Here is a 20,977-nt window from a genome sequence, read left to right as displayed (position 1 = left end):
TCGCAGCTCACGAGACCATGGCCAGGCTGTTCGCAGCCTCGAGTCCTTCGAACACTGCTTCTTCCACTGTCCGCGGGGCCAGGGCATCGCCTATGGTGTGAACGCTCGCGGACCCGAAGTCGAGATCGGGGATCACGGACTGCGGGGCGCCGGAGACGATCGTGGCGGCCACGCCGTCGACCTCGTGGACGATCTCGCACAGCGTGGACTGCAGGTACCCGGTCTCAGCGTCGACGCCGACGAGGCGTGCGTCGTTGACGAAGTCGACTCCGGCCCGCAGCGCCTGAGACATGAGCAGTGTGCGTGTGTACTGCTGGATCGCGGCCCCTGCGAAGTTTGCCGCGGTCGCCAGGGTCACCGGCACGCGAGCTTCAGCCAGACGCAGGGCGATGCCCAGGCCGATCCAGTCGCCCTTCCAATCGGTGACGAGCACGCGGCCGGTGGGCAGAATCGGCTGGGTGCTCAGATAGTCCCTGGCCCCGATGACGAATGCCCCGTCGTCGATTTCAATGTGCGGCATGCGCTGTTTGGCACCGGTCGCGACGATCACGTGCTCGGGCGCCACCTCGTCGAGGATCTGCTGGGTCACCGTGGTCGACGTGCGGATGTCGACGCCGGCCCGTCTCGCCTCGGCGCTCAGGTTCGTCGCCGCTCCCCCGAATTCGGACCGATAGGGCATTTCCTGGGCCAACAGCACGGCCCCGCCGAGGTGGGGCTCGCGTTCGCAGAGCACGACGTCATCTCCGGCTTCGGCTGCCACCGCTGCCGCCTTGAGTCCGGCTGGTCCGCCGCCGATGACGAGGACCCGGCGTCGGGTTCTCGCTCTGGGTCTGGGCAGGAATGTCAGCTCCCTGCCGGATTCGGGGTATTGGATGCAGGAGATGGGCACGCCCATCTGGAAGTGTCCGATGCAGGCCTGGTTGCAGCCGATGCAGGCCCGGATATCGTCCACGGCATCACGGCCAGACTTGTTCGCGATCTCCGGGTCGCAGATCATCGCCCGGGTCATGATCGCCATGTCGGTGCGGCCCTCGGCGATAGCTTTCTCTGCCTCGTGGGGCTGGTTGATCCGCCCGGCGACCATGACCGGTTTGTCGGTGATCTTCTTGACCTGTTCGGACAGGCTTGCTGCGTAGGCCGGGTCGATCTGCATCGAGGGCACGATGTGCACCGCACCCTGCAGGGTCGAGGAGTCTCCGGCGGTAATCGAGAAGTAGTCGAGGCATTCAAGGGAGTCGAGGTGTTCGATGAGGTCGAGGATCTCGGTGGCGACGAGACCGTCCTCGGTCTTCTCCTCCCCCGAGATCCGCAGGCCCACCACCACATCGGGCCCGACCGCTGCGCGCACCCCGGCGACCACCTCGGCGAGGAACCGACGACGGCTGGCCGGACTGCCCCCGTATTCGTCGGTGCGGGTATTGACTCGCGGGTTGAAGAACTGAATGGGCAGGTAGCCGTGGCTGGCCACGATCTCGACGCCGTCGATTCCGGCGTCGGTGATGCGCTTGGCGGCGCTGGCGTATCCGGCAATGATCTCCTTGATCACCTCGGTGCTCAGGGCCTCGGGGACGACCTTGAACCTCTCCTGTGGTGTGTCACTGGGAGCCACAGCCCGCGGGGCCATTCCACGCTCGCCGTCCATAACCTCGCGACCGGGGTGGAAGAGCTGGGCGAAGATCGTGGCACCGTGACGGTGGACCGCCTCGGCGACGGCCCGGTATCCGGGGATCGAGGAATCGTCAGTGGCCATGAGCACATGGTTCGTATACCGGGCGGTCTCGTGGACACCGGAGACTTGGAGGACGATGAGCCCGCACCCGCCTTGGGCTCGCGCCTCGTGGTAGGCGACGAGATCATCGCCGATCGCCCCGTGGTCGTCGAGGACAGTGTCGTGGCCTGAGGACACGATGCGATTGCGGATGGTTCGGGTGCCCAGGGTGATGGGTTCGAAGAGGTGCGGGAACAGTGAAGACATGATCATCCTTGATGCATGCGGGTACAGCTGACCCTTTATTCATATCACGGTACGACTAACTTCGGAATAGTGCTTCGAGCATCCGACGGCACACGCTCTCGGCCGCACGGTGGTTGTTCCGCAGACGGTCGTCCGCATAGGATCTGTCCCAGGACGCCCTAGGATTTCGGCGACGAGCACAGGCCTGCACACAGATGTGGAGACGCGATGGACACCATCGGAGAAGAACAGCTGGGACCGGTGAAAGTTGATCTCGGACGCCTCCGCCAATCCGACTGGCCCGGCGCCCTCATCGCCCTCCTCGTCGTCGGCCTCGTCTGCGGCCTCGTCCTCATCATCTTCGGCATCGCCTACGTCGGCATATGGTTCCTCAGGGACTCCGCTGGAGGCACGCGCGGTTTCGGTGAAGCCGCGCTCTATTGGGGCATTGGCGGATTGTGCGTAGGCTGCGGTGTCTTAGCGCTCCTTGCAGTGACCCTGCGATTCCTGATGACACGGCGGTTGAGTGCCACGATCCATGAAGGAGGGCTGGTTCTCGGCCAGTCGTGGTTCAAACGCGTGAGCATCGCCTGGTCACAGGTCGCGGTGATCTCTCCACCCGAACCCGGCTGGAACGACCGCCGCTGCTATATCGTTCTGCACTCAGGCCGCAAGATCCTCGTCGAACGGCTGTCGCTGCCCTCGCTCCGGGACCACTTCGGACAGCTCCTTCCCCATCCCGACACCCGCATTGCGATCGACCACTTCCTCGAGTGGCAGCAGCTACGACGAAACACCTGACCTGCACCTTAGACGGCCGCCAGGTACTCGGTGCTCCATGGACCGGTAGCGGTACCAATGAGCACGGTATCCTCATCGGCACCGTCGAAGTGCACATCACCCGCAGGCACATAGAGGAACGACCCTGCCGGGTACGAATCGGCATCATTGAGATCGAACGATGGCCCATAGCCAAGTCGAAGCTCGCCCGATGCTACGTGCAGGTGCGCGGCAGCTATGTGTGAGTGAGGCGCGTCGTAGACACCGGCGGGAATGAAGAACGCGTAGGAAAACATCTCCCCCGCGCTTCGCGTACCGACAAGGGTTGCAGACTTCGTACCGTCATCGTGAGTAATTTCCCAAGGAATTCTGTTCGGGTCGAATGCCAGTGCGCCGGGAGCTGAAGTGGTCATAATTCGATGGTAGTTATCGGTCTGTTCCGATAGTGGCGGGATTCGGCCATCGTATTTCCTTGTTCAATGGCCGGCATGACTTCCGAGCCGCACTCTCGTCGACTGAACTGCGATCGAACAGGGTCGTGGTCCGAGGTCACGGTATGACTAACCGGAGTAGGCCTCACCGAAGGTGTCGCAGCTGCCGAGACCGTTCTCGTATCCACTGGTGAACCATTTCTGGCGCTGCTCGCTTGAGCCGTGGGTGAAGGACTCGGGGTTGACGGAGCCCGAGGACTGTTTCTGGATGTGGTCATCGCCGACGACGAAGGCGGCGTTGAGAGCGTCGTCGATCTGTTCCTGGGTCGGTGTCTGCAGGTACGGCGTTCCATTGTCGTCGGTCAGGGAGGTGACATCGCCGAGCCATGCCCCGGCGTAGCAGTCGGCCTGTAGTTCGATGCGCACGCCGTTGCTCTCGGCTCCGGTGCCGTTGTTCGGGTGATCGCTCATCGTGCCCGTGATGTTCTGGATGTGATGACCCCACTCGTGACCGACGATGTAGAGCTGGGCGAGCTCGTCGGCAGAGGCACCGAACTGCTGACGCATGATCTCGAAGAAGGACGGGTCGATGTAGACGCCCTGCTCGGGCGGGCAGTAGAAGGGACCCACCGCATTCGACGCGGTGCCGCACTGAGTTGAGGTCTGACCGTCGACGATGGTCAGCAGCGGAGGCTCGTAGCCGTCGACGTGCTGGGACCAGTAATCGTCGAGGACGACCTGCGCCCCGGCCATCCGGCAGTCGATGGACTTGTTCGCATCTTCGCCCGTGTCACATTGGGCCATCTCTTCGGCGCCCGAGGACTGTGACGACTGCTCACTGTCGATCACACCGCCCATCAACCCGGTGACGTCGACGCCGAGCAGCGGCCCGATGAGGAAGACAAGGAGTCCGATGACTCCGACGCCGCCACCGCCGACGATGGCGGTGTTGCGTCCTCGTCGGCTGGTCTTATTGCCCGAGATGTCAGCATTCGGATTGAAGGTCATAGCCATAAAGATACAACGGCTTGTCACCTCTCATGTGAGAATCGATGCATGAGCTCTCACCGCTCCCCCACCTCGGCGACTGCCGGGATTGAAACGGTCCGTGATCGCCTGAGCCCCGCCGGCCGACTTATCGGTCTCGATGCCGCACGCGGAATCGCCTTGTTCGCGATGATGGTCACGCACATCTTTGCCCTGTCCGATCCCGAGGGCTTCCCAACCTGGGCCGCTGTGTTCGCGGGCCGGGCCTCGGCGCTGTTCGCGGTCCTGGCCGGTTGTTCGCTGGTTCTCTCGACCCGATCACGAATGGCAGCGTCCGGACGTCTGCGCGATGCCGTGCCCAGTGTGCTCATCCGTGCGGGAGCGATCATCGTCATCGGCCTGTGTCTGGGGTCGGTGTCGTCGATGTTGGCTGTCATCCTCGTCAACTACGGGGTCATGTTTGCAATCGCGATGCTGTTCCTGCGCCTGCGCGCGAGGACGTTGTTCATCATCGCCCTAGGCTGGATGGTGCTCAGCCCCGTGCTCTCGATGCTCATCCGCAGTCAGTTCGGGCTGGAGCCGCAGTATTCGTCGATGTCATGGTTCGACTTCGCGACCCCGCTGACGATGCTCCAAGACCTGGTACTCACCGGCTACTACCCGATTCTGCAGTGGCTGTCCTACATCCTGTTGGGGATGGCTGTTGCCAAGATCGACATCCGCAGACACCTCATGTCCCTCTTCGCTACCGGCTTCGGGCTGTTCCTCGTCGGCAAGGGAGTCTCCTGGCTGCTCCTCAACATCGCCGGCGGTGGTGACGAGTTGGTGCGAGTTTCGGAGCTGTACGGAACCGATCTCAATGCGGCGCTGTTCACCGGAAGCTATGGGGTGACGCCGACGACCTCGTGGTGGTGGTTGGCGATCGCGGGCCCGCATTCGGGCACACCCTTCGACTTGCTCGCCACGGCCGGGACCGCACTGCTGACCATCGTCACCTGTCAGTCCTTGGCGCTGCTGCTGGGACGCAGAACTTGGGTGTTGGCGCCGCTGACGGCACCCGGGTCGATGCCCTTGAGCGTGTACTCCGCTCACGTCGTCCTGCTCGAGATCACTCGCCCGTGGGTCGAAGCCAACCCGATGCTCGGCGGTGAGGCGATGACACCGCAAGCTGTCGAGTTCGGCCTGCATGCTCTCGTGTTCATCGGGTTCGCCCTGATGTGGAAGCTGGCGATCGGGTCACATGGCCCTCTGGAGGCGGGAGTCGCAGCGGTTATCCGGTCTGCGTCGCCGGTTCAGGGGCCCGGAGCATCAGCGGATTCGGGAGCTGCCTCAGGGACGGGGCCAGCTTCTGGCCCTGGGGCCGGGCCGACGTCAGGGACGGGGCCGGATGAGGGCCCCGCTAAGAATTCTGCTTCACGCCCGCCCGATACATATTGACCGCTTTGCGCATCGTTGATCGGGCGCGCTTGCGGTCTCCGCACGCATCGTAGGCGCAGGAGAGACGGAACCATGAGCGCCAGTCGTCGGGCGCGGCTTCGGCTTCGGCCTGGTACTGACCGAAGGCTTCGTCGGCGGACTCGCGGATGATCTTCCCGCCCGGTGTGCGCGGCAGGTCATCGACGGGCAGTCCGCCCTCGGACTTCAGAATGCGTGCCAGCTTCTCCGTCCGTGCACCGAACATGAGCTCGACGACCAGGGTCCAGGCCCCGATGAGTGGCAGAACGAAGAGGGCGATGCCCATCAGACGTGGCACGAGGTCGGGTTCGCGGACCAGTATCCATGCTCGATGTCCCATGAGGACGAAGTAGAAGACGAGCACCACTGAGACGACGATCGCCCCGATTTTGCCTTTCGACATCAGAGGTCGAGCATATTCTCGAGGCCGTGCACCAGACCGGTGTACTCGGAGATCGAGCGCACAGCGGTGAGGATTCCCGGCATGAACGCCGAGGTGGAATGGGAGTCCGTGCGGATCGTCAGGGCTTCGCCGTCGGAGCCGAAGTGGATCTCCTCATGCGCATTCATGCCCTGCTGGCGGATAGCGTGTACGTGGATGCCGTCGATGACGGCGCCTCGGGCCCCGTGAGGATCGCTCTCGGTCGAGTCGGGGACCTGCGGCAGGCCGGCCGCATTGCGGGCGGCGGCGATGCGCTGGGCCGTGTGGTTAGCGGTGCCTGAGGGAGCGTCAAGCTTACGAGTATGGTGGATCTCTACCACCTCGGCGGAGTCGAAGTACGGTGCGGCCAGTTCCGCGAACCGCATCGCCAGGACAGCGCCGATCGAGAAGTTCGGGGCAATGAGGACGGCGGTGTCTGCGTGCTCGCTGAGCAGGGTCTCGAGGCGGGCGAGACGCTCGTTGTCCCAGCCGGTGGTACCGACGACGGTGTCGATGTCATGCTCGACGAGGAAGCGCACATTGTCTTCGGTCGACTTCGGGACAGTGAGCTCGACCGCGACGTCGACGTTCTTTTCAAGGAGAGTCTCCAGGGAGTCGCTGCTGCCCAGAGCCGCGACGAGTTCGAGTCCCTCGGCTTCGGTGATGGCGTCGACAGCTTGGGCGCCCATGCGGCCCTGTGCTCCGATGACGGCTACTCGAATCGCATTCATAAGTTCTGACTCCTTGCTCGACGATCTCCGCAGGCCAGTCTAACGACTCTCACTGCTGCCACCGTCATCAGGTGATGTGATTCAGAACGTCACCAAAGGCAATCGGTGGCCCTGAGGTCGTGGATCCCCGGCCAGTCGAGCAGATTCCTCTGTGTCATAGCGGGCCCCGTCGTAGAGCAGCCGTTCGCGCTGTCGGCCTTCGACGATGAATCCGGCGCTCTCGGCCACCGCAGCCGATGCCGGATTGTTCACGCGGTAGCCCAACTCGAGGCGATAGATGCCCAGCTCATCATGCAGATGATCGACGAGGCTGCGCAGGCCGGCTGCGGCGAGGCCCTGACCGCGAGCGTCCGGGGCCAGCCAATAGGAGATCCAGGCGGTCGAATGTTTCCCATCGATGGCTGTCGCCATGACATTGCCGACCGGCGTGTGGTCACCGGCCACAATGGCGAGGGCAACCGTGGACCCGCCTGCTTCTGCTGTGCGGGTTCCTTCAAGCCATTCCTGGGCGCCAGTCAGCGACGGATCATCGGGAATGTTGCTAAGAAGATCCGCATCGGCCCGGGCGTAGATCTCTGCGAGGGCAGCAGCATCATCACGGCGCCAACGTCTGAGGAATTCGTCCATGCGCCCAGCGTAGCGAGGCCCGAGCCAACTGAGCTCTCAGCTGGCTCAACTGAGCCACCCGGACATGACAACGGCGGCCCCGCCGCAATGGGTCGGAGCCGCCGTTGTGGGGTCTGTACGGCTATCAGCCGAGCAGGAGGCCCTTGGTCTGAGACACGGCGCGGTCGAAGCGTGCACCTGCATCTGCCCAGTTCACGATGTTCCACCAAGCCTTGACGTAGTCAGGCTTGACGTTCTGGTAGTCGAGGTAGAAGGCGTGCTCCCACATATCGAGCTGGAGAACCGGGGTTCCGCCGAGCTGGATGTCCGACTGCTGGTCCTTGAGCTGTTCGATGAAGAGGTTTCCACCGAGCTGATCGTAGACGAGCACGGCCCAGCCGGAGCCCTGGATCGTGGTGGCTGCCGTGGTGAAGTGCTCACGGAACTTGTCGAAGGAGCCGAACTGGTCGTCGATCGCTGCTGCGAGTTCGCCGACGGGCTTGTCGCCACCGTCTGGAGACATGTTGTTCCAGAAGATCGAGTGGTTGACGTGTCCGCCGAGGTTGAACGCGAGGTCGCGGGTCAGCTTCGGCACGTTGGCGAGGTTTCCGCTTTCGCGGGCTTCTGCCAGCTGTTCAACAGCGGTGTTGGCACCCTTGACGTAGGTTGCGTGGTGCTTGTCGTGGTGCAGCTCCATGATGCGAGCCGAGATGTGCGGCTCAAGTGCGGAGTAGTCGTAGGGCAGTTCCGGAAGGACGTACTGCTCAGCCATGAAATTCCTCCTGAAGAGAATTGATGTCCGCCAAGTCGGCGGCTTCATTTCGACCCTATAGCAGGGTCTCATCTCGAACAACACGGCCAATGCGGGGTCTATTCCAGATGACGCCATGTGACCTCGGAAAATATCGCTTCACCACGGAAATGAGTCCTCACCGCATGATCTCGGAGGCACCGAGCATGTCCGTGGCCGCGCGGGAATCTTCGGTGATGTGGATGAGCGTGGGTCCCGCGAAGTCTTCGGCCTGTTTCAGGGCCGTCACGAGCTGCTCCTGGGTCTCGATGTGGAGACCGCGAGCCCCCATCGATTGAGCCAGGGCCGGAAAGTCAGGGCCCAGGAGTGCCACACCTGCGGGAGTGTCGCCGCGGTCGGCCATCTCGTTGCGGATCTCCCCGTACCCGCCGTTGTCGACGATGATCAGTGACAGTGATACTCGCGCCTGCACTGCCGCTGCGAGTTCGGCGATCGTGAACATCGCCCCTCCATCGCCTTCGATCGCCACAACCCTGGCTGAGGGCAGGGCGAGTTTCGCACCGATCCCGGCGGGCAGGCCGTACCCGAGGGTTCCCGCGCCTGCCGGGTAGAGGAAGCGGTCACCTCGGCGTGCCATCCATCCGGTCTGGACTCCGTAGTAGCAGCACATCGTGGAATCTGCGGCGACGATGACGGGTGATGTCGCCGAGGCGGTGTAGTCGTTGAGTCCACCGCACAGCTGTGCCCATGGTGCGCCTTCATCCTTGGCTGCGGCCGTGATCGTGTCCTGCCAGCCGCGCAGCCATTCGACTGCTGCCCGTGAGTGGCCGCTCGACCTGGTCTGGTGCAGCTGGTGTGTCAACGCGATCGTCGCGTCGGTGGCATCGGCTGGAATCGGGTGGGTGACGCGTGCGTTGCGCAGCATCTGCACCTCGTCGAGGTCGATGCGTACGACGGTGTGCGGCAGTGGCAGCGGTTCGGGCCAGAAATCGCTGGGAGCCAGTTCGGTGCCGATGGCCACCACCGCGTCGGCGGCGCTGAGCACCTCCGGCAGCGCTTCGAGGACTCCGATGGCGCCGAGGTTGTTCTCGAACTCATCGTCGATCGTGCCCTTCGCGTTCGAGGACAGGATGACCCCGGCCCCGAGCACCCGGGAGAGCTCTTCGATCTCGGCTCCGGCACTGCGGGCCCCGGCCCCGACGATGAGGAGGGGACGCTGGGCACCGGCCAGCACCTCGGCGGCGGACCTGATCGCGGAGGGTTCGGGGCTGGGATGGGGGCGGGTCACCGCCGGGTGGGTCCACCCGGGTCCAGTGGCCTCGATGAGGTCGAGTGGGATTTCGATGGACGCGGGGCGAGTGCGTCCGGTGCGCATGCGCGACAGGGCCTGTCCGACCGCCAGCGACACCTCCCCGGGGCTGGTCACCCGGTGGCTGTCGCCGAGGACGGCTTCGATGGCTTGGCTCTGGTTGCGCACCTCGTGGAGGAGCCCGTTGCCGCGTCCCGGGTGGGTCAGCGGCATGCCGGGGCTGATGAGCAGGACTGGAACCGAGTCGGTGAAGGACTGCAGCAGGGCGGTCAGCGCGTTGAAGACCGCCGGTCCCGTCGTCGTCACGACGACCTGCACCGCTCCGGTGACGCGGGCAGCACCGTCTGCCATATATCCGGCACCCTGCTCATGCCGCGGCGAGACGATGGCGATTCCCTCGGCCGCCAGCTGCGCGAAGATCTCAAGGTTGTGGGTCCCGGGGATCCCGAAGACACGCGTGATGCCCTCGGCCCTCAGCGCACGAGCCAAGTGCGCCCCGCCGGTGATCTCTTCCTGTTCCTCTGTCATCGTGACTCCTTCACGCCATCGCCATCATTGTCACTGCCATCGTGGTTACTGCCATCTTTGTCGGTACCGCTCAATGGTTCCAGCGTTCTGACCTGGGGTCGGCCTGGAGCACGTCAAGATTGGCGTCCACGAGGGACTGTGCCGCCTGACGGGGCGTGACGCCCTGACGCCCGGCATCACTGAGCACCTGAGTCGTGAGTTCGCTCAGGGTCTGGGTGACCATGGTCCGGCTGTCTTCCCAGCTGCCATCGACGTCTCCGAAGGTCACCCACCACCACCAGGCATTGGTTGCGGAATTTGCGAGGAAGTCGGGAACGACGGTGACCCCGCGGGCCCGCAGCTGCTCTTCGGCCTCAGGGAGCACGGGCATGTTTGCAGCCTCAACGATGAGCGAAGCAGCAATGGCCGCACAGTTCTCACCCGTGATGGCGTAGCTGACCGCGGCGGGCACCAGCACATCACAATCGGCGCCCAGCCAGTCTCCGCGATCTCCGTCGCGGTCCTCGGGACGCAGTGCGGCTCGGTCGATACCGCCGAAGGGGTCACGCGTGGCCAGGAGGGCTTCGACGTCGAGGCCTGCCGGGTTGGACACGAATCCGTCGGCATCGGCGATGCCCACGATCGTCACACCCGCCTCGGCGAGGAATCGGGCGCTGGCTCCGCCCATGGATCCGAATCCCTGGATCACAGCGCTCGCAGCTGCTGGGTCCCGTCCTTCGGCCTCGAGTGCGGCGATCACCGAGGTGGCCACCCCGAGTCCGCCGACGAGTTCGTCCTGCCCCACACCGCCGACGATCGTGGAGAAGGCCGTGGCTGCCCGGGCTTCGGCCTCCTTCGGATCGTCCAGCAGCTTCTCCACAGCGCTCAGCCCGCTTCCGAGCTCACGGGAGGCGAGGATGTCATCGATATCGTTCTGGCGGACCCCCAGGTCCTCACCGAGGGCCCAGTAGGCACGCATGATCGGGTTCATGTCAACGAGGAACCGTTCGAGGACGTCCTTGGCTCCGGGAGCACGCGGATCGAAGTCGATGCCGCCCTTGGCACCGCCGACTGGAACGTAGTTCCGTCCCTCGCGCAGGTGGATGGCTTCCTTGCGCGTCATTCCCTGGGCCAGGCCACGGACCTCTTCGAGGGTGCACCCCTGTCGCATCCGCAGGCCGCCCGAGGCGGTTCCCCTCACAAGGGTGTCGATGACGACGAATCCGTGTGTTCCGGTGATCGGATCCTGCCAGGTGATGTCCATGAACATGTCGCTCCCAAGGATTTAACTGAATCGCTGTTCAGTAAGGTTCAGGACACCAGTCTGACCGCCCCGGCACAGCGCCGTCAAGAAAGGTGCGATGACGAGTTCTGGGCTCAGTCCAGTTCGCGCGAGACGAATGCGTCGACCCAGTCCGACAAGGTCGCAGGAGACACCGTTTCGGGGTTGATGATGAGTTGGACCGCGAGCCCGTCGAGATAGGCCAGGATCCGTGTGGCGCTGCCCTCGGCCACGTGAGCCGAAGACCCGTCGGCGAGGTCTGCTGCGTGGGCGCACCGGAACTCCCCTGCTGCGAGGCCGGCGACGATGAGCTCTGACAGGATCGTCTTCCATTCGCGGTCGAGTGCGGCGAACGTCGATCTCACCTCGTCGTCGAAGAGTCCGGCGGACCACCCGTCGATCCAGATCTTCCAGCTCCGCGTAGAGCCGGACGGCATGTACCACCGGACCACGTCACTGAGCCTGTCCCGGGCCGGCTTCCGCCCGGCGGCGAGTCGGTGGGCGCGGTAGAGGTCGTTCTCCCCCGCATGTGCGAAGGCCGCGGCGACGAGCGCTTCCTTCGTCACGAAATGGTAGATGACCAGGCTCGGACTCAGGCCCAGCCGCGCGGCCACGTCGGCGACTCGGAGGGTGCGCAGACCGGTGCTCTCGATCTCCTCCACGGTCGCCGCCAGGATCTCCTCCCGACGGACCGATGCGCTCTTCCGCGACATGGACCTCACCTTCACACAGACAGAAATGGCTGTACAACAAGTCTCTCGCTGTACAGCCATTCTAGTTCCAGGCGCCGGTGTTCCCTGGGCCCTGCTTCAGTGGTCGCCGGTGGTCAGACTCAGCGCAGGACGACGTCCGTCTGAGGTCCCACAAGCGACAGCGACTTCGGTCGGCTCAGCAGGTCACCGGCCATCGTCGTCACCTGTTCGGCCGTGACCGAGCGGACTCGTTCGATGAGGTCGAGCGGAGCCTCGAGTGCGATTCCAAAGATCTCGGATCTGGCCAGGCGGTTCATCCGCGCGGCCGAGGATTCGAGCCCGAGGACCATTGATCCCGAGAGCTGGGAGACGATCGCGTCGAGCTCCGAGCGGCTCGGTGTCTCCTGTGCCAGTCGATCCCATTCGGCCAGGGCCAGATCGATCACGGCCTGTCCGTTCTCCGGTGTGCAGCCGGCGTAGATGCCGAACGTGCCGAAATCGGTGAACTGGCTGGCCACACAGTTGACGGCATAGGCGAGGCCGCGTTCTTCACGCACACTCTGGAAGAGGCGTGAGGACATGCCCCCGCCGAGCATCGTCAGCAGCACCGAATAGACGAAGCGATCCGGGTGTCCTTCCTCCAGACCTTCACAGCCGAGCAGGATTCCCAGCTGCTCGGTATCTTTGGCCGTGTGTGAGCGTCCCGAGTGGAACGTCGGCACCTCACGTGCCCCGCGACCGGTCGCGCCCGACGCGTTCACCGCCGACGACCCGGAGGGTGCGACGCTGTCCCATGTGTGCGCGCCGGCCGCTGAGCCGACACCGGCCTCGGCCAAGGCATCCTCGACCATCCGCAGAACCTCGTCGTGGGTGGCACCGCCTGCTGCGGCGATGACCAGCCGTGGAGGAACATAGGTCGTCGAATGGTGCTCGAGGAGCGTGTGATGACCGAGCACCCGGATCTGGTCCTTGGTCGCACCCACAGGTCGTGCCAGCGGGTGATCACCGAAGATGAGTTCGTCGAAGTCATCGAAGAGGACGTCACCGGGGTCGTCGGCAGACATCGCCAGCTCTTCGATGATGACGCCGCGTTCACGCTCGAACTCCTCGGCGTCCAGGTTCGAGTTCGACACCATGTCGACGAGCAGAGAGGTGATGTCGGCTAAGTCTGTGACGAGGCACCGGGAGTAGTAGCAGGTGAGCTCCTTGGCTGTGATCGCGTTGGAGTCTCCCCCGGTCCGGTCGAAGGCCGCTGCGATGGTCTTCGCGTCCTTCGTCGCCGTTCCCTTGAAGAGCATGTGCTCGAGGAAATGGGTCGATCCGGCGGTCTCGGTCGATTCATCGCGTGAACCGGCCGCGACCCAGATGCCGATCGTCTCCGACGCCAGCCCGGGCATGTGTTCAGTTGTCACCGTTAAACCACCGGGGAGGACAGACCGATCGATTCGGCTGCCCTCCCCGGTGTGAGAATCCTTGAGTATCAGTTGTCTGATTCCTCTTCTGTCTCTTCGTCATCGTCGCTCACAGGCGAGAGTGACAGCTTGCCGCGGTCGTCGATCTTGGTGATCTCGACCTGGACCTTCTGGCCGACTCCGACGACGTCTTCGACGTCCTCGACGCGCTTGCCATCGTTGAGCTTGCGCAGCTCGGAGATGTGCAGCAGTCCGTCCTTGCCCGGTGTCAGGGAGACGAATGCGCCGAAGCTCATCGTCTTCACGACGGTGCCGAGGTAGCGTTCGCCGACCTCAGGCACCTGCGGGTTGGCGATGGCGTTGATCATCGAACGGGCAGCCTCGGCGGACTCACCGTCGGTGGCGCCGATGAGCACGGTTCCGTCGTCTTCGATGCTGATGTCAGCGCCGGTGTCTTCCTGCATCTGGTTGATCATCTTGCCCTTGGGTCCGATGACCTCGCCGATCTTGTCGACGGGGATGTTCACCGAGATGATGCGCGGAGCAGTCGGAGCCATCTCTGCCGGAGCGTCGATGGCCTCGGCGATGACGTCGAGGATGACCATGCGTGCTTCGTAGGCCTGCTTGAGTGCGGCACCGAGCACCGAGGCCGGCAGGCCGTCGAGCTTGGTGTCGAGCTGGATCGCGGTGATGAAGTCACGCGTACCGGCAACCTTGAAGTCCATGTCGCCGAAGGCATCTTCGGCGCCGAGGATGTCCGTCAGGGCCGCGTATGCGGTCTGGTCACCGGAGTCGGTGGAGATGACGTCGGAGACGAGTCCCATGGCGATGCCTGCGACGGGAGCCTGCAGCGGCACACCGGCCGAGAGCATGGCCAGTGTCGAAGCGCAGACCGAGCCCATCGAGGTCGAACCGTTGGATCCGAGAGCCTCTGAAACCTCACGGATGGCGTAGGGGAAGTCCTCGCGCTTGGGCAGAACCGGCACGAGTGCACGTTCAGCCAGTGCACCGTGTCCGATCTCGCGGCGCTTCGGGCTGCCCACGCGACCGGTCTCTCCGACCGAGTAGGGCGGGAAGTTGTAGTGGTGCATGTAGCGCTTCGTGGTCACTGGCGACAGCGAATCGATGTGCTGTTCGAGCTTGAGCATGTTCAGCGTGGTGACACCCAGGATCTGGGTCTCTCCGCGCTCGAAGATGGCCGAGCCGTGGGCACGTGGGATCACGTTGGTCTCTGCGGTCAGCGGACGGATGTCCTTGAGTCCACGACCGTCGATGCGGATCTGCTCGGTGAGGATGCGCTTGCGCACAACCTGCTTGGTCAGGGCGTTGAGGGCCCCACCGATCTCCTTCTCGCGGCCGGCGAAGCGTTCGCCCAGCTTCTCGAAGAGCTCAGTCAGCAGAACTTCGCCTGCTGCTTCGCGCTCCTGCTTGTCAGCGATCTGGAAGTTCTCGGTCTGCTTGGCTTCGGCGAGTTCACGCACTGCCTCGTAGACGTCGTCCTGGTAGTCCTTGAAGACAGGGAATTCGACGGTCGGCTTGGCGGCGCTGTCGGCCAGCTCCTGCTGGGCACGGCAGAGTTCGCTGATGAAGGGCTTCGCTGCTTCGAGTCCCTCGGCCACGACCTCTTCGGTCGGTGCGGGGGCGCCGGTCTTGATGCGATCCATGGCGTTGTCCGTGGCTTCTGCCTCGACCATCATGATCGCAACGTCGTCACCGACGACACGGCCGGCGACGACCATGTTGAAGACGGCGTCGTCGAGCTGCGAATGGTTCGGGAAGGCAACCCACTGGCCGTCGATGAGTGCGATGCGCACGCCGCCGATGGGGCCGGAGAAGGGCAGTCCGGAGAGCTGAGTCGACATCGAGGCCGCGTTGATGGCCAGCGCGTCGTAGATGTGGTCGGGGTGGATCGACATCACTGTGACGACGACCTGGACCTCGTTGCGCAGTCCCTTCACGAAGGAGGGACGCAGAGGACGGTCGATGAGGCGGCAGGTCAGCACTGCGTCGGTCGAGGGGCGTCCCTCGCGGCGGAAGAACGAACCGGGGATGCGGCCCGCGGCGTACATGCGCTCTTCGACGTCGACGGTCAGGGGGAAGAAGTCGAAGCCCTCACGGGGGTGCTTGCCGGCCGAGGTGGCCGAGAAGAGCATGGTTTCGTCATCGAGGTAGGCGACGGCGGAACCGGCGGCCTGCTGTGCGAGGCGGCCTGTTTCGAAGCGGATGGTGTGTGAACCGTAGCTGCCATTGTCAATGTGCGCTACGGCGGATTCAGGGTTGAGTCCCACGTATTCTCCTTGTAAGTAACCGGTACGCGGACACCTTCGAAGTCCGAAGGCGGAAAGCCCGCGCCAATCCGGTGGATATTGACTTGGACATCCCATGGATCCAAGCCGGTCATCGATCGGGGCCCACGGAACCGGCGTATGTCTGCCCGTTCTTCCGGAGGCCACTACCGAGGACCGAAACGTCCATGGCATGATTGTCCGCTTCGAAGTCTACCGCAGTTGCCTCATTGAGCCATCGAGACGCATGCCACCCGGGCCTGCCGCTTAGAATCGACCTATTCGAAGAGACGGAGAATCGGCCTGTCTCAGAAGACGAAGAAGCGCCCTGCATGATGCAGGACGCTTCGTTTCGTCTGAGGTGGCTTCGTCGAACCGGTGTCAGTTCGTCTGAGCCGCACTCAATGTCAGGGCGCTGGTCTCAGCGACGCAGACCCAGGCGCTTGATGAGCGAGCGGTAACGCTCGATCTCGACGCGCTGCAAGTACTTGAGCATACGACGACGCTGACCGACGAGGAGCAGCAGGCCACGACGCGAGTGGTGGTCGTGCTTGTGATCCTTGAAGTGCTCGGTGAGCTCGGTGATCCGGCGGGTCAGCAGCGCAACCTGGACCTCGGGAGAACCGGTGTCGCCCTCGTGAGTTGCATATTCCTTGATGACTTCTTGCTTTTCAGCAGTACTGAGAGCCATGGACTTCTCCTTTAAGATCGTTGCGCGGCGCCGAGACCTGTCAGTCTCAGCACTATCGAACCGCGGCCGGTGAAAACGGCAACGTTCAGTTTATCAGGTGTGGAGCACCTCGCGCACATCGGCAATATCCTCGTGCATCTTCACAACGAGTTCGTCCATGCCGGTGAACGTGACCTGCCCACGGATGCGCGAGACGAATTCGAGAGTCATGTGCCTGCCGTAGACGTCGAAATCGCCGAACTCCTTGTCGAGCACGTGTGCTTCGACCCGACGAACGCTGCCTTCGAAGGTGGGGTTGGTTCCAATGGAGATGGCTGCGGGGTACGGCTGCGCATCGTCTGAGAAGGTCGCCCATCCGGCGTAGACGCCATCGGCGGGAATGAGGCCTTCGGCGTCCTCGGACAGGTTCGCCGTGGGGAATCCGAGGTCGCGGCCTCGAGCGTCGCCGTGGACGACGGTTCCCTCAACCCGGTGGTATCGACCCAGCTGATCAGCAGCCTCGGCGACATCACCGGCGACGATCTGCTCACGGATACGCGAGGAGGAATATCGTCCCCCGCGTCCGACCTCTTCGATCGTCTCCGTCCGAAATCCGAATTTCTCGCCGAGGTGGCGCAGGGTTTCGATGGTGCCCTCGTTGTCCTTGCCGAAGCGCACATCATCGCCGACGACGACGATCTCGCAGGCCAGTGCCTCAACGAAGTAGGTGCGCACGAACTCCTCGGCGCTCTGGGAGGCGAAGTCGAGATCGTAGTGCTGGACGAACAGGGCGTCGATGCCGGTGTCGGCGATGAAGTCGGCCTTCTGTTCGGTGCTCGTGATCATGAGCGTGGGCTCGCCCGTGCCGTGGACCGTGCGCGGATGCGGGTCGAAGGTCATCGCCACGGAGCGCAGTGAACGATCGGCCGCCAGCGCCGCCACCGCTTGGAGAACGGTTTGGTGGCCGCGGTGGACCCCGTCGAAGTTGCCCAGGGTCACGACGGTGCCGACATCGCCGGCCCCGACCTCATTCAGTCCGTGATAAAGCTCCACTCGACGTTTGCTCCTTCCGTGCACCGGATCAGGTTATCTCAGAGATGTTCTCACTTGCTAACCCACGTACGCCTCAGGAGATGACGGCCCAGCCGATCACGCCGATGAGGGAGGCGATTGCGATGGAGACGAAGGTTCCGATGATGAATCGCTCACCCGCAGCGGACGAGGATTTGATCTCGGCGAAGCGGCCGAGTCCCTTGACCGCGACGACGACGGCCATCAGCTCGGGTCTGCCCAGGACGATGGCCCCGGCGATGAGGGCACGTTCGACGATGCCGATCCACATGCCCCCGCGCAGGACCTCGATGTCTTCACTGCCGGTGCGACTCGGCTTCGAGCCGGGCCCGTCGTGCGTCATCCGCAGAGCCAGCGGCACGAGCGGATAGCCGCCGCCTGCCGCAACGATTGCCGCGAGGACCGCGATGAGTACGTCAAACCACATGGTCACCTGCCTGGGAGTCGTCCTTCGCGCCGTCGCCTAGACCATGGCTGCCCAGGCCCGCCTCCACCTGGTTGAGGTGGAAGGTCGACAGGGCGCAGGCGCCTTCGATGAGCTCGACCCCGCCTGGGGAGAGCACTCGCGAGACCGCCTGCTGGGAGACGTCGAAGTGTGCGGCGATGTCGTTCTGGGTGGCGTCGGGATGGTCGAGTCGACGGTCGATGTAGCGACGGGATTGGGGTCGAATGTTCTCAAACGTCCAGATCAGCAGTCGCAGGGCGCTTTCGGCCAGACTCGCATGGTTTGCGCTCGGGTCGACGACCAGATTGGCAGGAGCGTTCTTCGCTGCTTCGACTGCACGCCTGGCAGCGTAGAAGGCCTCTCCCCTGCCCTCGGCAGTTGATGTGGGAAGCGGATTCTCGACCGAGCCGATTCCGATGCCGATGTGCCACTCGGCCTGTGCGGCCAGCAGGCGTACGGCGAGTGTCACCTGCTCGGGTGAGTCGAGAACGCCTTGGACCTCATCGCCGATCGTGCGCTCGAAGCCCAGTCGGGTCTCAACCCGGCTCAGGAGTTCGAGCACCTCGGGCACACCATCGGTGCGCTCACGAGATCCTCGCTGATCGATGGTCATGACGTACATAACTCAAGTACACCAAACCCCGGGGAAGAAAACAAGTGTTTCGCTTGTAATCACTGAATACAAGTGTATTAGTTGTATCTATGCGTAATAGGCGAATCTAGGCGAGGTCGATGGCGAAAGCCGTCTGGGACTTCAGCACTCCCCCGGCCCTCACCTCGGCGATCGAGACGAGCTCTTCGTCGCAGATCACGACGACTTCACCGCTCTCCTGCGGGCTTCGGTCGGTGGTCACGGTCTTGCCCTGCATGAGTGCCTTTGCCTCACCGGCGTCGACGTGCACGGACGGAAGCAGGGTCCGGGCCACCTCGGCGAGCGATGTCAGTGCGGGCGCTGCGGTGTCGAGATCCTCGGGGATCGTGACGGCATCGTCGATGCCGAAAGCGCCCACACGGGTGCGCCGCAGGGCGGTGAGATGACCATAGACGCCGAGGTTGCCGCCGAGATCGCGCGCCAGGGCACGAACATAGGTTCCCGACGAACAATCGACTTCGACGTCGACATCGATGTGGCCCTCCGAGACGGAGTAGCGGGTGTCGAGGATGGAGAACCGTGAGATCTCGACCCTGCGTGCCTTGAGCTCGACTTCTTCACCTGCGCGGACTCGGGCGTAGGAGCGCTGCCCGTTGACCTTGATCGCAGAGACGGCGCTGGGAACCTGGTCGATGGGACCGGTCAGCGCAGAGACGCCCTGGGCGATTCGGGTATCGGTGACGGCAGACAGCGCCGAGGCTTCGGCGAAGAGATCCGGCTCCGAGTCCGCGTCATCGGTCGGCGTCGCCGAGCCGAGGCGGATCGTGGCCAGGTAGGTCTTGGACACACCCGTGATGTAGCCCAGAAGTTTGGTCCCGCGACCGAGGCCGAGAACGAGGACGCCGGTAGCCATCGGATCGAGGGTTCCGGCATGCCCGACCTTGCGGGTGCCGTACCAGCGCCGAATCCGTGAGACGACGCCGTGGGAGGTCAGGCCTTGGGGCTTGTCACAGACAAGGACGCCCTGTGGGGAAGTATCGCTCACGCGTCAGTGGTGATCAGTTGAACGACACGTGCACGTGGTCGAAGTGGTTGTCCGTGGGTGATCCACGGTCTTCCATGCTCGACCAGCCGCTGCCCGGGTTCCAGATGCGCTGTTCCCAGATCACGTACTTGACGTTGAGTGCTCCGGAGTTCTTGATCAGGTAGTCTGCGATGCGGTCGCCGGTGGCGCCGGTGATCATGATGTCGACGGCTCCGCCGGTGTAGTGGTCCGAGGTGCCTGAGCCTGGGCGAACGCCGCCGTAGGTCTTGACCTCGGGGAACTTCGCGCACACGGCACGGTAGCCGTTGACCGCGTTGGGCTGCAGTCCGGACTCGATCGAGGAAGAGACCGAGCAGGGCTCGTTCGAGACGCCCTCTGGTGTGTCTCCGCCGCCGGATGACTTCTCATCCGAGTCCGACGACTTATCATCGGACTTCTCATCAGACTTATCGTCGGATGTCGAAGCAGCACCGGAGCTCGTCTCAGCCTTCTCCGTCGTCGGAGAGGGCTTGGGCTTGGGGCTCTTGACGTCGAGAGTCGTCTTCGAGGTCTTGTTCTTGTACTTGGGATCGTCCTTGACGTCCTTGAGGTACTCTTCGCCGGCCTTCTCGCGCTGAGCGTCGATCTCGTCTTGGCTGACGGCAGAGGGGCTCGACTGCGGCTCCTGCGCGGAGGTGTCAGCGGCCTCGGTCGTGACATTGCCGGCCTCTGGCGGGCTCATGACGACGGTGGAGCCGACGACGGCTGCGGTGGCTGCGGCCGGAACCGCGATCGCGGCAACGACGGGACGCTGGCGAACGGTGGCCAACACCGAGGTGGCAGTTGACGGCGCGTCCGAGGAGTGCCGACCGGCTGAGCGCTTGCTGGCGGGAGTCAGATCCCGGACCAGCTGCTTGGCAAAGCCAGGCTTTGGCGAAGAGTGCTTACCCAATGCGAAATTCCCTTAACAGAGTCGTAATCGTTTCGTTACCAGAAAAAGTCTAAACCAGAACTGAAAGATAACAAAACTGTTACGTGAAGTTTTTTCTCCGAAGTGACTGAGATCGCGATTGGGCCTGCGCCCGCGGCGGAGTGTTGCCGACTCAGGCCTCGTCGTCGGTCTTCTTGTAGGGATCCTCATCGCCGGCAGGCTTCGCGCCCTTGGCCAGGTCTGCAATCCTTGCATCATCGGCTGCGGCCTTGGCCAGCAGTCCATCGAGATGAGCAGCAGCCTCGGGCACCGCGTCGGCGATGAATTCGAGGCTGGGGGTCAGACGAATCGTCAGGCCCTTGCCGACCTCTGAACGGATGAAGCCCTTCGCAGACTCCAACGCCTTGCCTGTGGCTTCGAGGTCCTGTCCGTCACCGAAGACCGTGTAGAAGATCGAGGCGTGCTGCAGGTCTCCGGTCACGCGCACATCGGTGACCGTAACGAAACCGAGACGTGGGTCCTTGAGTCTGCGTTCGATCGTGCTGGCGACGATGACCTTGATCTGGTCGGCGATCTTTCGCGCCCGAGTTGCATCTGCCATGGTGTCTTCCTTCTTCATCTGAACTGTGTCTGGGGGTGGT

General features: G+C 63.6%; 21 protein-coding genes. 2 read left to right on the top strand and 19 right to left on the bottom strand.

Going from position 1 to position 20,977, the window contains the following annotated elements; all coding sequences use genetic code 11:
• Window positions 1–7: 7 nt before the first annotated feature.
• Complete coding sequence (locus BAUR9175_RS05655; protein ID WP_101583218.1) at window positions 8–1,975, bottom strand: oxidoreductase; 1,968 nt, start codon at window positions 1,973–1,975, stop codon at window positions 8–10.
• A gap of 207 nt (window positions 1,976–2,182) precedes the next feature.
• On the opposite strand from BAUR9175_RS05655, the gene BAUR9175_RS05650 reads away from it, so the two are divergent.
• Window positions 2,183–2,755 carry a hypothetical protein gene (locus BAUR9175_RS05650; RefSeq protein WP_101583179.1) on the top strand — a complete coding sequence of 191 codons (573 nt, stop codon included), beginning with the start codon at window positions 2,183–2,185 and terminating at the stop codon, window positions 2,753–2,755.
• Between the two features lie 8 nt (window positions 2,756–2,763).
• Here BAUR9175_RS05650 and BAUR9175_RS05645 read toward each other — a convergent pair whose 3' ends face one another.
• Complete coding sequence (locus BAUR9175_RS05645; RefSeq protein ID WP_141322631.1) at window positions 2,764–3,147, bottom strand: cupin domain-containing protein; 384 nt, start codon at window positions 3,145–3,147, stop codon at window positions 2,764–2,766.
• Window positions 3,148–3,294: 147 nt separating this feature from the next.
• Window positions 3,295–4,173 (bottom strand): KPN_02809 family neutral zinc metallopeptidase, encoded by an 879-nt coding sequence (ypfJ, locus tag BAUR9175_RS05640; protein ID WP_101583176.1) that lies wholly within the window; start codon window positions 4,171–4,173, stop codon window positions 3,295–3,297.
• A gap of 48 nt (window positions 4,174–4,221) precedes the next feature.
• Between ypfJ and BAUR9175_RS05635 the strand changes: the two genes are divergently transcribed.
• Complete coding sequence (locus BAUR9175_RS05635; RefSeq protein ID WP_101583175.1) at window positions 4,222–5,589, top strand: heparan-alpha-glucosaminide N-acetyltransferase domain-containing protein; 1,368 nt, start codon at window positions 4,222–4,224, stop codon at window positions 5,587–5,589.
• Here BAUR9175_RS05635 and BAUR9175_RS05630 read toward each other — a convergent pair.
• From BAUR9175_RS05630 to rbfA, 16 genes are all read right to left on the bottom strand, one after another.
• Entirely contained in the window at window positions 5,552–6,010 is a 459-nt protein-coding gene (locus BAUR9175_RS05630; protein ID WP_069600426.1) for a tetratricopeptide repeat protein, read from the bottom strand. The two genes, BAUR9175_RS05635 and BAUR9175_RS05630, sit on opposite strands and share 38 nt — an antisense overlap.
• Complete coding sequence (gene dapB / locus BAUR9175_RS05625) at window positions 6,010–6,759, bottom strand: 4-hydroxy-tetrahydrodipicolinate reductase (protein WP_096157237.1); 750 nt, start codon at window positions 6,757–6,759, stop codon at window positions 6,010–6,012. The genes BAUR9175_RS05630 and dapB overlap by 1 nt, the downstream gene beginning before the upstream one ends.
• Window positions 6,760–6,840: 81 nt before the next feature.
• Complete coding sequence (locus tag BAUR9175_RS05620) at window positions 6,841–7,386, bottom strand: GNAT family N-acetyltransferase (protein WP_096167174.1); 546 nt, start codon at window positions 7,384–7,386, stop codon at window positions 6,841–6,843.
• A gap of 124 nt (window positions 7,387–7,510) precedes the next feature.
• Complete coding sequence (locus tag BAUR9175_RS05615) at window positions 7,511–8,137, bottom strand: superoxide dismutase (RefSeq protein WP_069600429.1); 627 nt, start codon at window positions 8,135–8,137, stop codon at window positions 7,511–7,513.
• Window positions 8,138–8,294: 157 nt separating this feature from the next.
• Window positions 8,295–9,953 carry a thiamine pyrophosphate-binding protein gene (locus BAUR9175_RS05610; RefSeq protein ID WP_101583174.1) on the bottom strand — a complete coding sequence of 553 codons (1,659 nt, stop codon included), beginning with the start codon at window positions 9,951–9,953 and terminating at the stop codon, window positions 8,295–8,297.
• A gap of 70 nt (window positions 9,954–10,023) precedes the next feature.
• Entirely contained in the window at window positions 10,024–11,202 is a 1,179-nt protein-coding gene (locus tag BAUR9175_RS05605; protein WP_101583172.1) for a glutamate dehydrogenase, read from the bottom strand.
• Window positions 11,203–11,309: 107 nt separating this feature from the next.
• Window positions 11,310–11,927: a TetR/AcrR family transcriptional regulator gene (locus BAUR9175_RS05600; RefSeq protein ID WP_096162794.1), complete on the bottom strand. Its 618-nt coding sequence runs from the start codon at window positions 11,925–11,927 to the stop codon at window positions 11,310–11,312.
• Window positions 11,928–12,046: 119 nt separating this feature from the next.
• Entirely contained in the window at window positions 12,047–13,318 is a 1,272-nt protein-coding gene (locus tag BAUR9175_RS05595) for a M16 family metallopeptidase (RefSeq protein WP_101583170.1), read from the bottom strand.
• Between the two features lie 68 nt (window positions 13,319–13,386).
• Window positions 13,387–15,606, bottom strand: coding sequence for a polyribonucleotide nucleotidyltransferase (locus BAUR9175_RS05590; RefSeq protein WP_069600434.1), 2,220 nt, complete (start codon window positions 15,604–15,606; stop codon window positions 13,387–13,389).
• 418 nt (window positions 15,607–16,024) lie between these two features.
• On the bottom strand, window positions 16,025–16,294 hold the full coding sequence (gene rpsO / locus BAUR9175_RS05585; RefSeq protein WP_009882989.1) for a 30S ribosomal protein S15: 270 nt from the start codon (window positions 16,292–16,294) through the stop codon (window positions 16,025–16,027).
• Between the two features lie 93 nt (window positions 16,295–16,387).
• Entirely contained in the window at window positions 16,388–17,326 is a 939-nt protein-coding gene (locus tag BAUR9175_RS05580) for a bifunctional riboflavin kinase/FAD synthetase (RefSeq protein ID WP_069600435.1), read from the bottom strand.
• 73 nt (window positions 17,327–17,399) lie between these two features.
• On the bottom strand, window positions 17,400–17,771 hold the full coding sequence (locus BAUR9175_RS05575) for a hypothetical protein (RefSeq protein WP_069600436.1): 372 nt from the start codon (window positions 17,769–17,771) through the stop codon (window positions 17,400–17,402).
• Window positions 17,761–18,411 (bottom strand): hypothetical protein, encoded by a 651-nt coding sequence (locus BAUR9175_RS05570; RefSeq protein WP_101583169.1) that lies wholly within the window; start codon window positions 18,409–18,411, stop codon window positions 17,761–17,763. The genes BAUR9175_RS05575 and BAUR9175_RS05570 overlap by 11 nt, the downstream gene beginning before the upstream one ends.
• A 97-nt stretch (window positions 18,412–18,508) precedes the next feature.
• Window positions 18,509–19,426, bottom strand: coding sequence for a tRNA pseudouridine(55) synthase TruB (gene truB / locus BAUR9175_RS05565; RefSeq protein ID WP_069600438.1), 918 nt, complete (start codon window positions 19,424–19,426; stop codon window positions 18,509–18,511).
• 13 nt (window positions 19,427–19,439) lie between these two features.
• Window positions 19,440–20,357: a VldE C-terminal domain-containing protein gene (locus BAUR9175_RS05560; protein ID WP_096160598.1), complete on the bottom strand. Its 918-nt coding sequence runs from the start codon at window positions 20,355–20,357 to the stop codon at window positions 19,440–19,442.
• 151 nt (window positions 20,358–20,508) lie between these two features.
• Window positions 20,509–20,937 (bottom strand): 30S ribosome-binding factor RbfA, encoded by a 429-nt coding sequence (gene rbfA, locus BAUR9175_RS05555; protein WP_069600440.1) that lies wholly within the window; start codon window positions 20,935–20,937, stop codon window positions 20,509–20,511.
• Window positions 20,938–20,977: the final 40 nt, after the last annotated feature.

It is taken from the genome of Brevibacterium aurantiacum (genome assembly GCF_900169065.1).
Classification (GTDB): Bacteria; Actinomycetota; Actinomycetes; order Actinomycetales; family Brevibacteriaceae; genus Brevibacterium; species Brevibacterium aurantiacum.
This window is presented reverse-complemented; position numbering and strand designations above follow the sequence as displayed.

Coding starts and splice junctions, on each gene's coding strand:
- BAUR9175_RS05655 (WP_101583218.1), bottom strand. CDS start 1,975: ATGTCTTCACTGTTCCCGCACCTCTTCGAACCCATCACCCTGGGCACC.
- BAUR9175_RS05650 (WP_101583179.1), top strand. CDS start 2,183: ATGGACACCATCGGAGAAGAACAGCTGGGACCGGTGAAAGTTGATCTC.
- BAUR9175_RS05645 (WP_141322631.1), bottom strand. CDS start 3,147: ATGACCACTTCAGCTCCCGGCGCACTGGCATTCGACCCGAACAGAATT.
- ypfJ (WP_101583176.1), bottom strand. CDS start 4,173: ATGACCTTCAATCCGAATGCTGACATCTCGGGCAATAAGACCAGCCGA.
- BAUR9175_RS05635 (WP_101583175.1), top strand. CDS start 4,222: ATGAGCTCTCACCGCTCCCCCACCTCGGCGACTGCCGGGATTGAAACG.
- BAUR9175_RS05630 (WP_069600426.1), bottom strand. CDS start 6,010: ATGTCGAAAGGCAAAATCGGGGCGATCGTCGTCTCAGTGGTGCTCGTC.
- dapB (WP_096157237.1), bottom strand. CDS start 6,759: ATGAATGCGATTCGAGTAGCCGTCATCGGAGCACAGGGCCGCATGGGC.
- BAUR9175_RS05620 (WP_096167174.1), bottom strand. CDS start 7,386: ATGGACGAATTCCTCAGACGTTGGCGCCGTGATGATGCTGCTGCCCTC.
- BAUR9175_RS05615 (WP_069600429.1), bottom strand. CDS start 8,137: ATGGCTGAGCAGTACGTCCTTCCGGAACTGCCCTACGACTACTCCGCA.
- BAUR9175_RS05610 (WP_101583174.1), bottom strand. CDS start 9,953: ATGACAGAGGAACAGGAAGAGATCACCGGCGGGGCGCACTTGGCTCGT.
- BAUR9175_RS05605 (WP_101583172.1), bottom strand. CDS start 11,202: ATGTTCATGGACATCACCTGGCAGGATCCGATCACCGGAACACACGGA.
- BAUR9175_RS05600 (WP_096162794.1), bottom strand. CDS start 11,927: ATGTCGCGGAAGAGCGCATCGGTCCGTCGGGAGGAGATCCTGGCGGCG.
- rpsO (WP_009882989.1), bottom strand. CDS start 16,294: ATGGCTCTCAGTACTGCTGAAAAGCAAGAAGTCATCAAGGAATATGCA.
- BAUR9175_RS05575 (WP_069600436.1), bottom strand. CDS start 17,771: ATGTGGTTTGACGTACTCATCGCGGTCCTCGCGGCAATCGTTGCGGCA.
- BAUR9175_RS05570 (WP_101583169.1), bottom strand. CDS start 18,411: ATGTACGTCATGACCATCGATCAGCGAGGATCTCGTGAGCGCACCGAT.
- rbfA (WP_069600440.1), bottom strand. CDS start 20,937: ATGGCAGATGCAACTCGGGCGCGAAAGATCGCCGACCAGATCAAGGTC.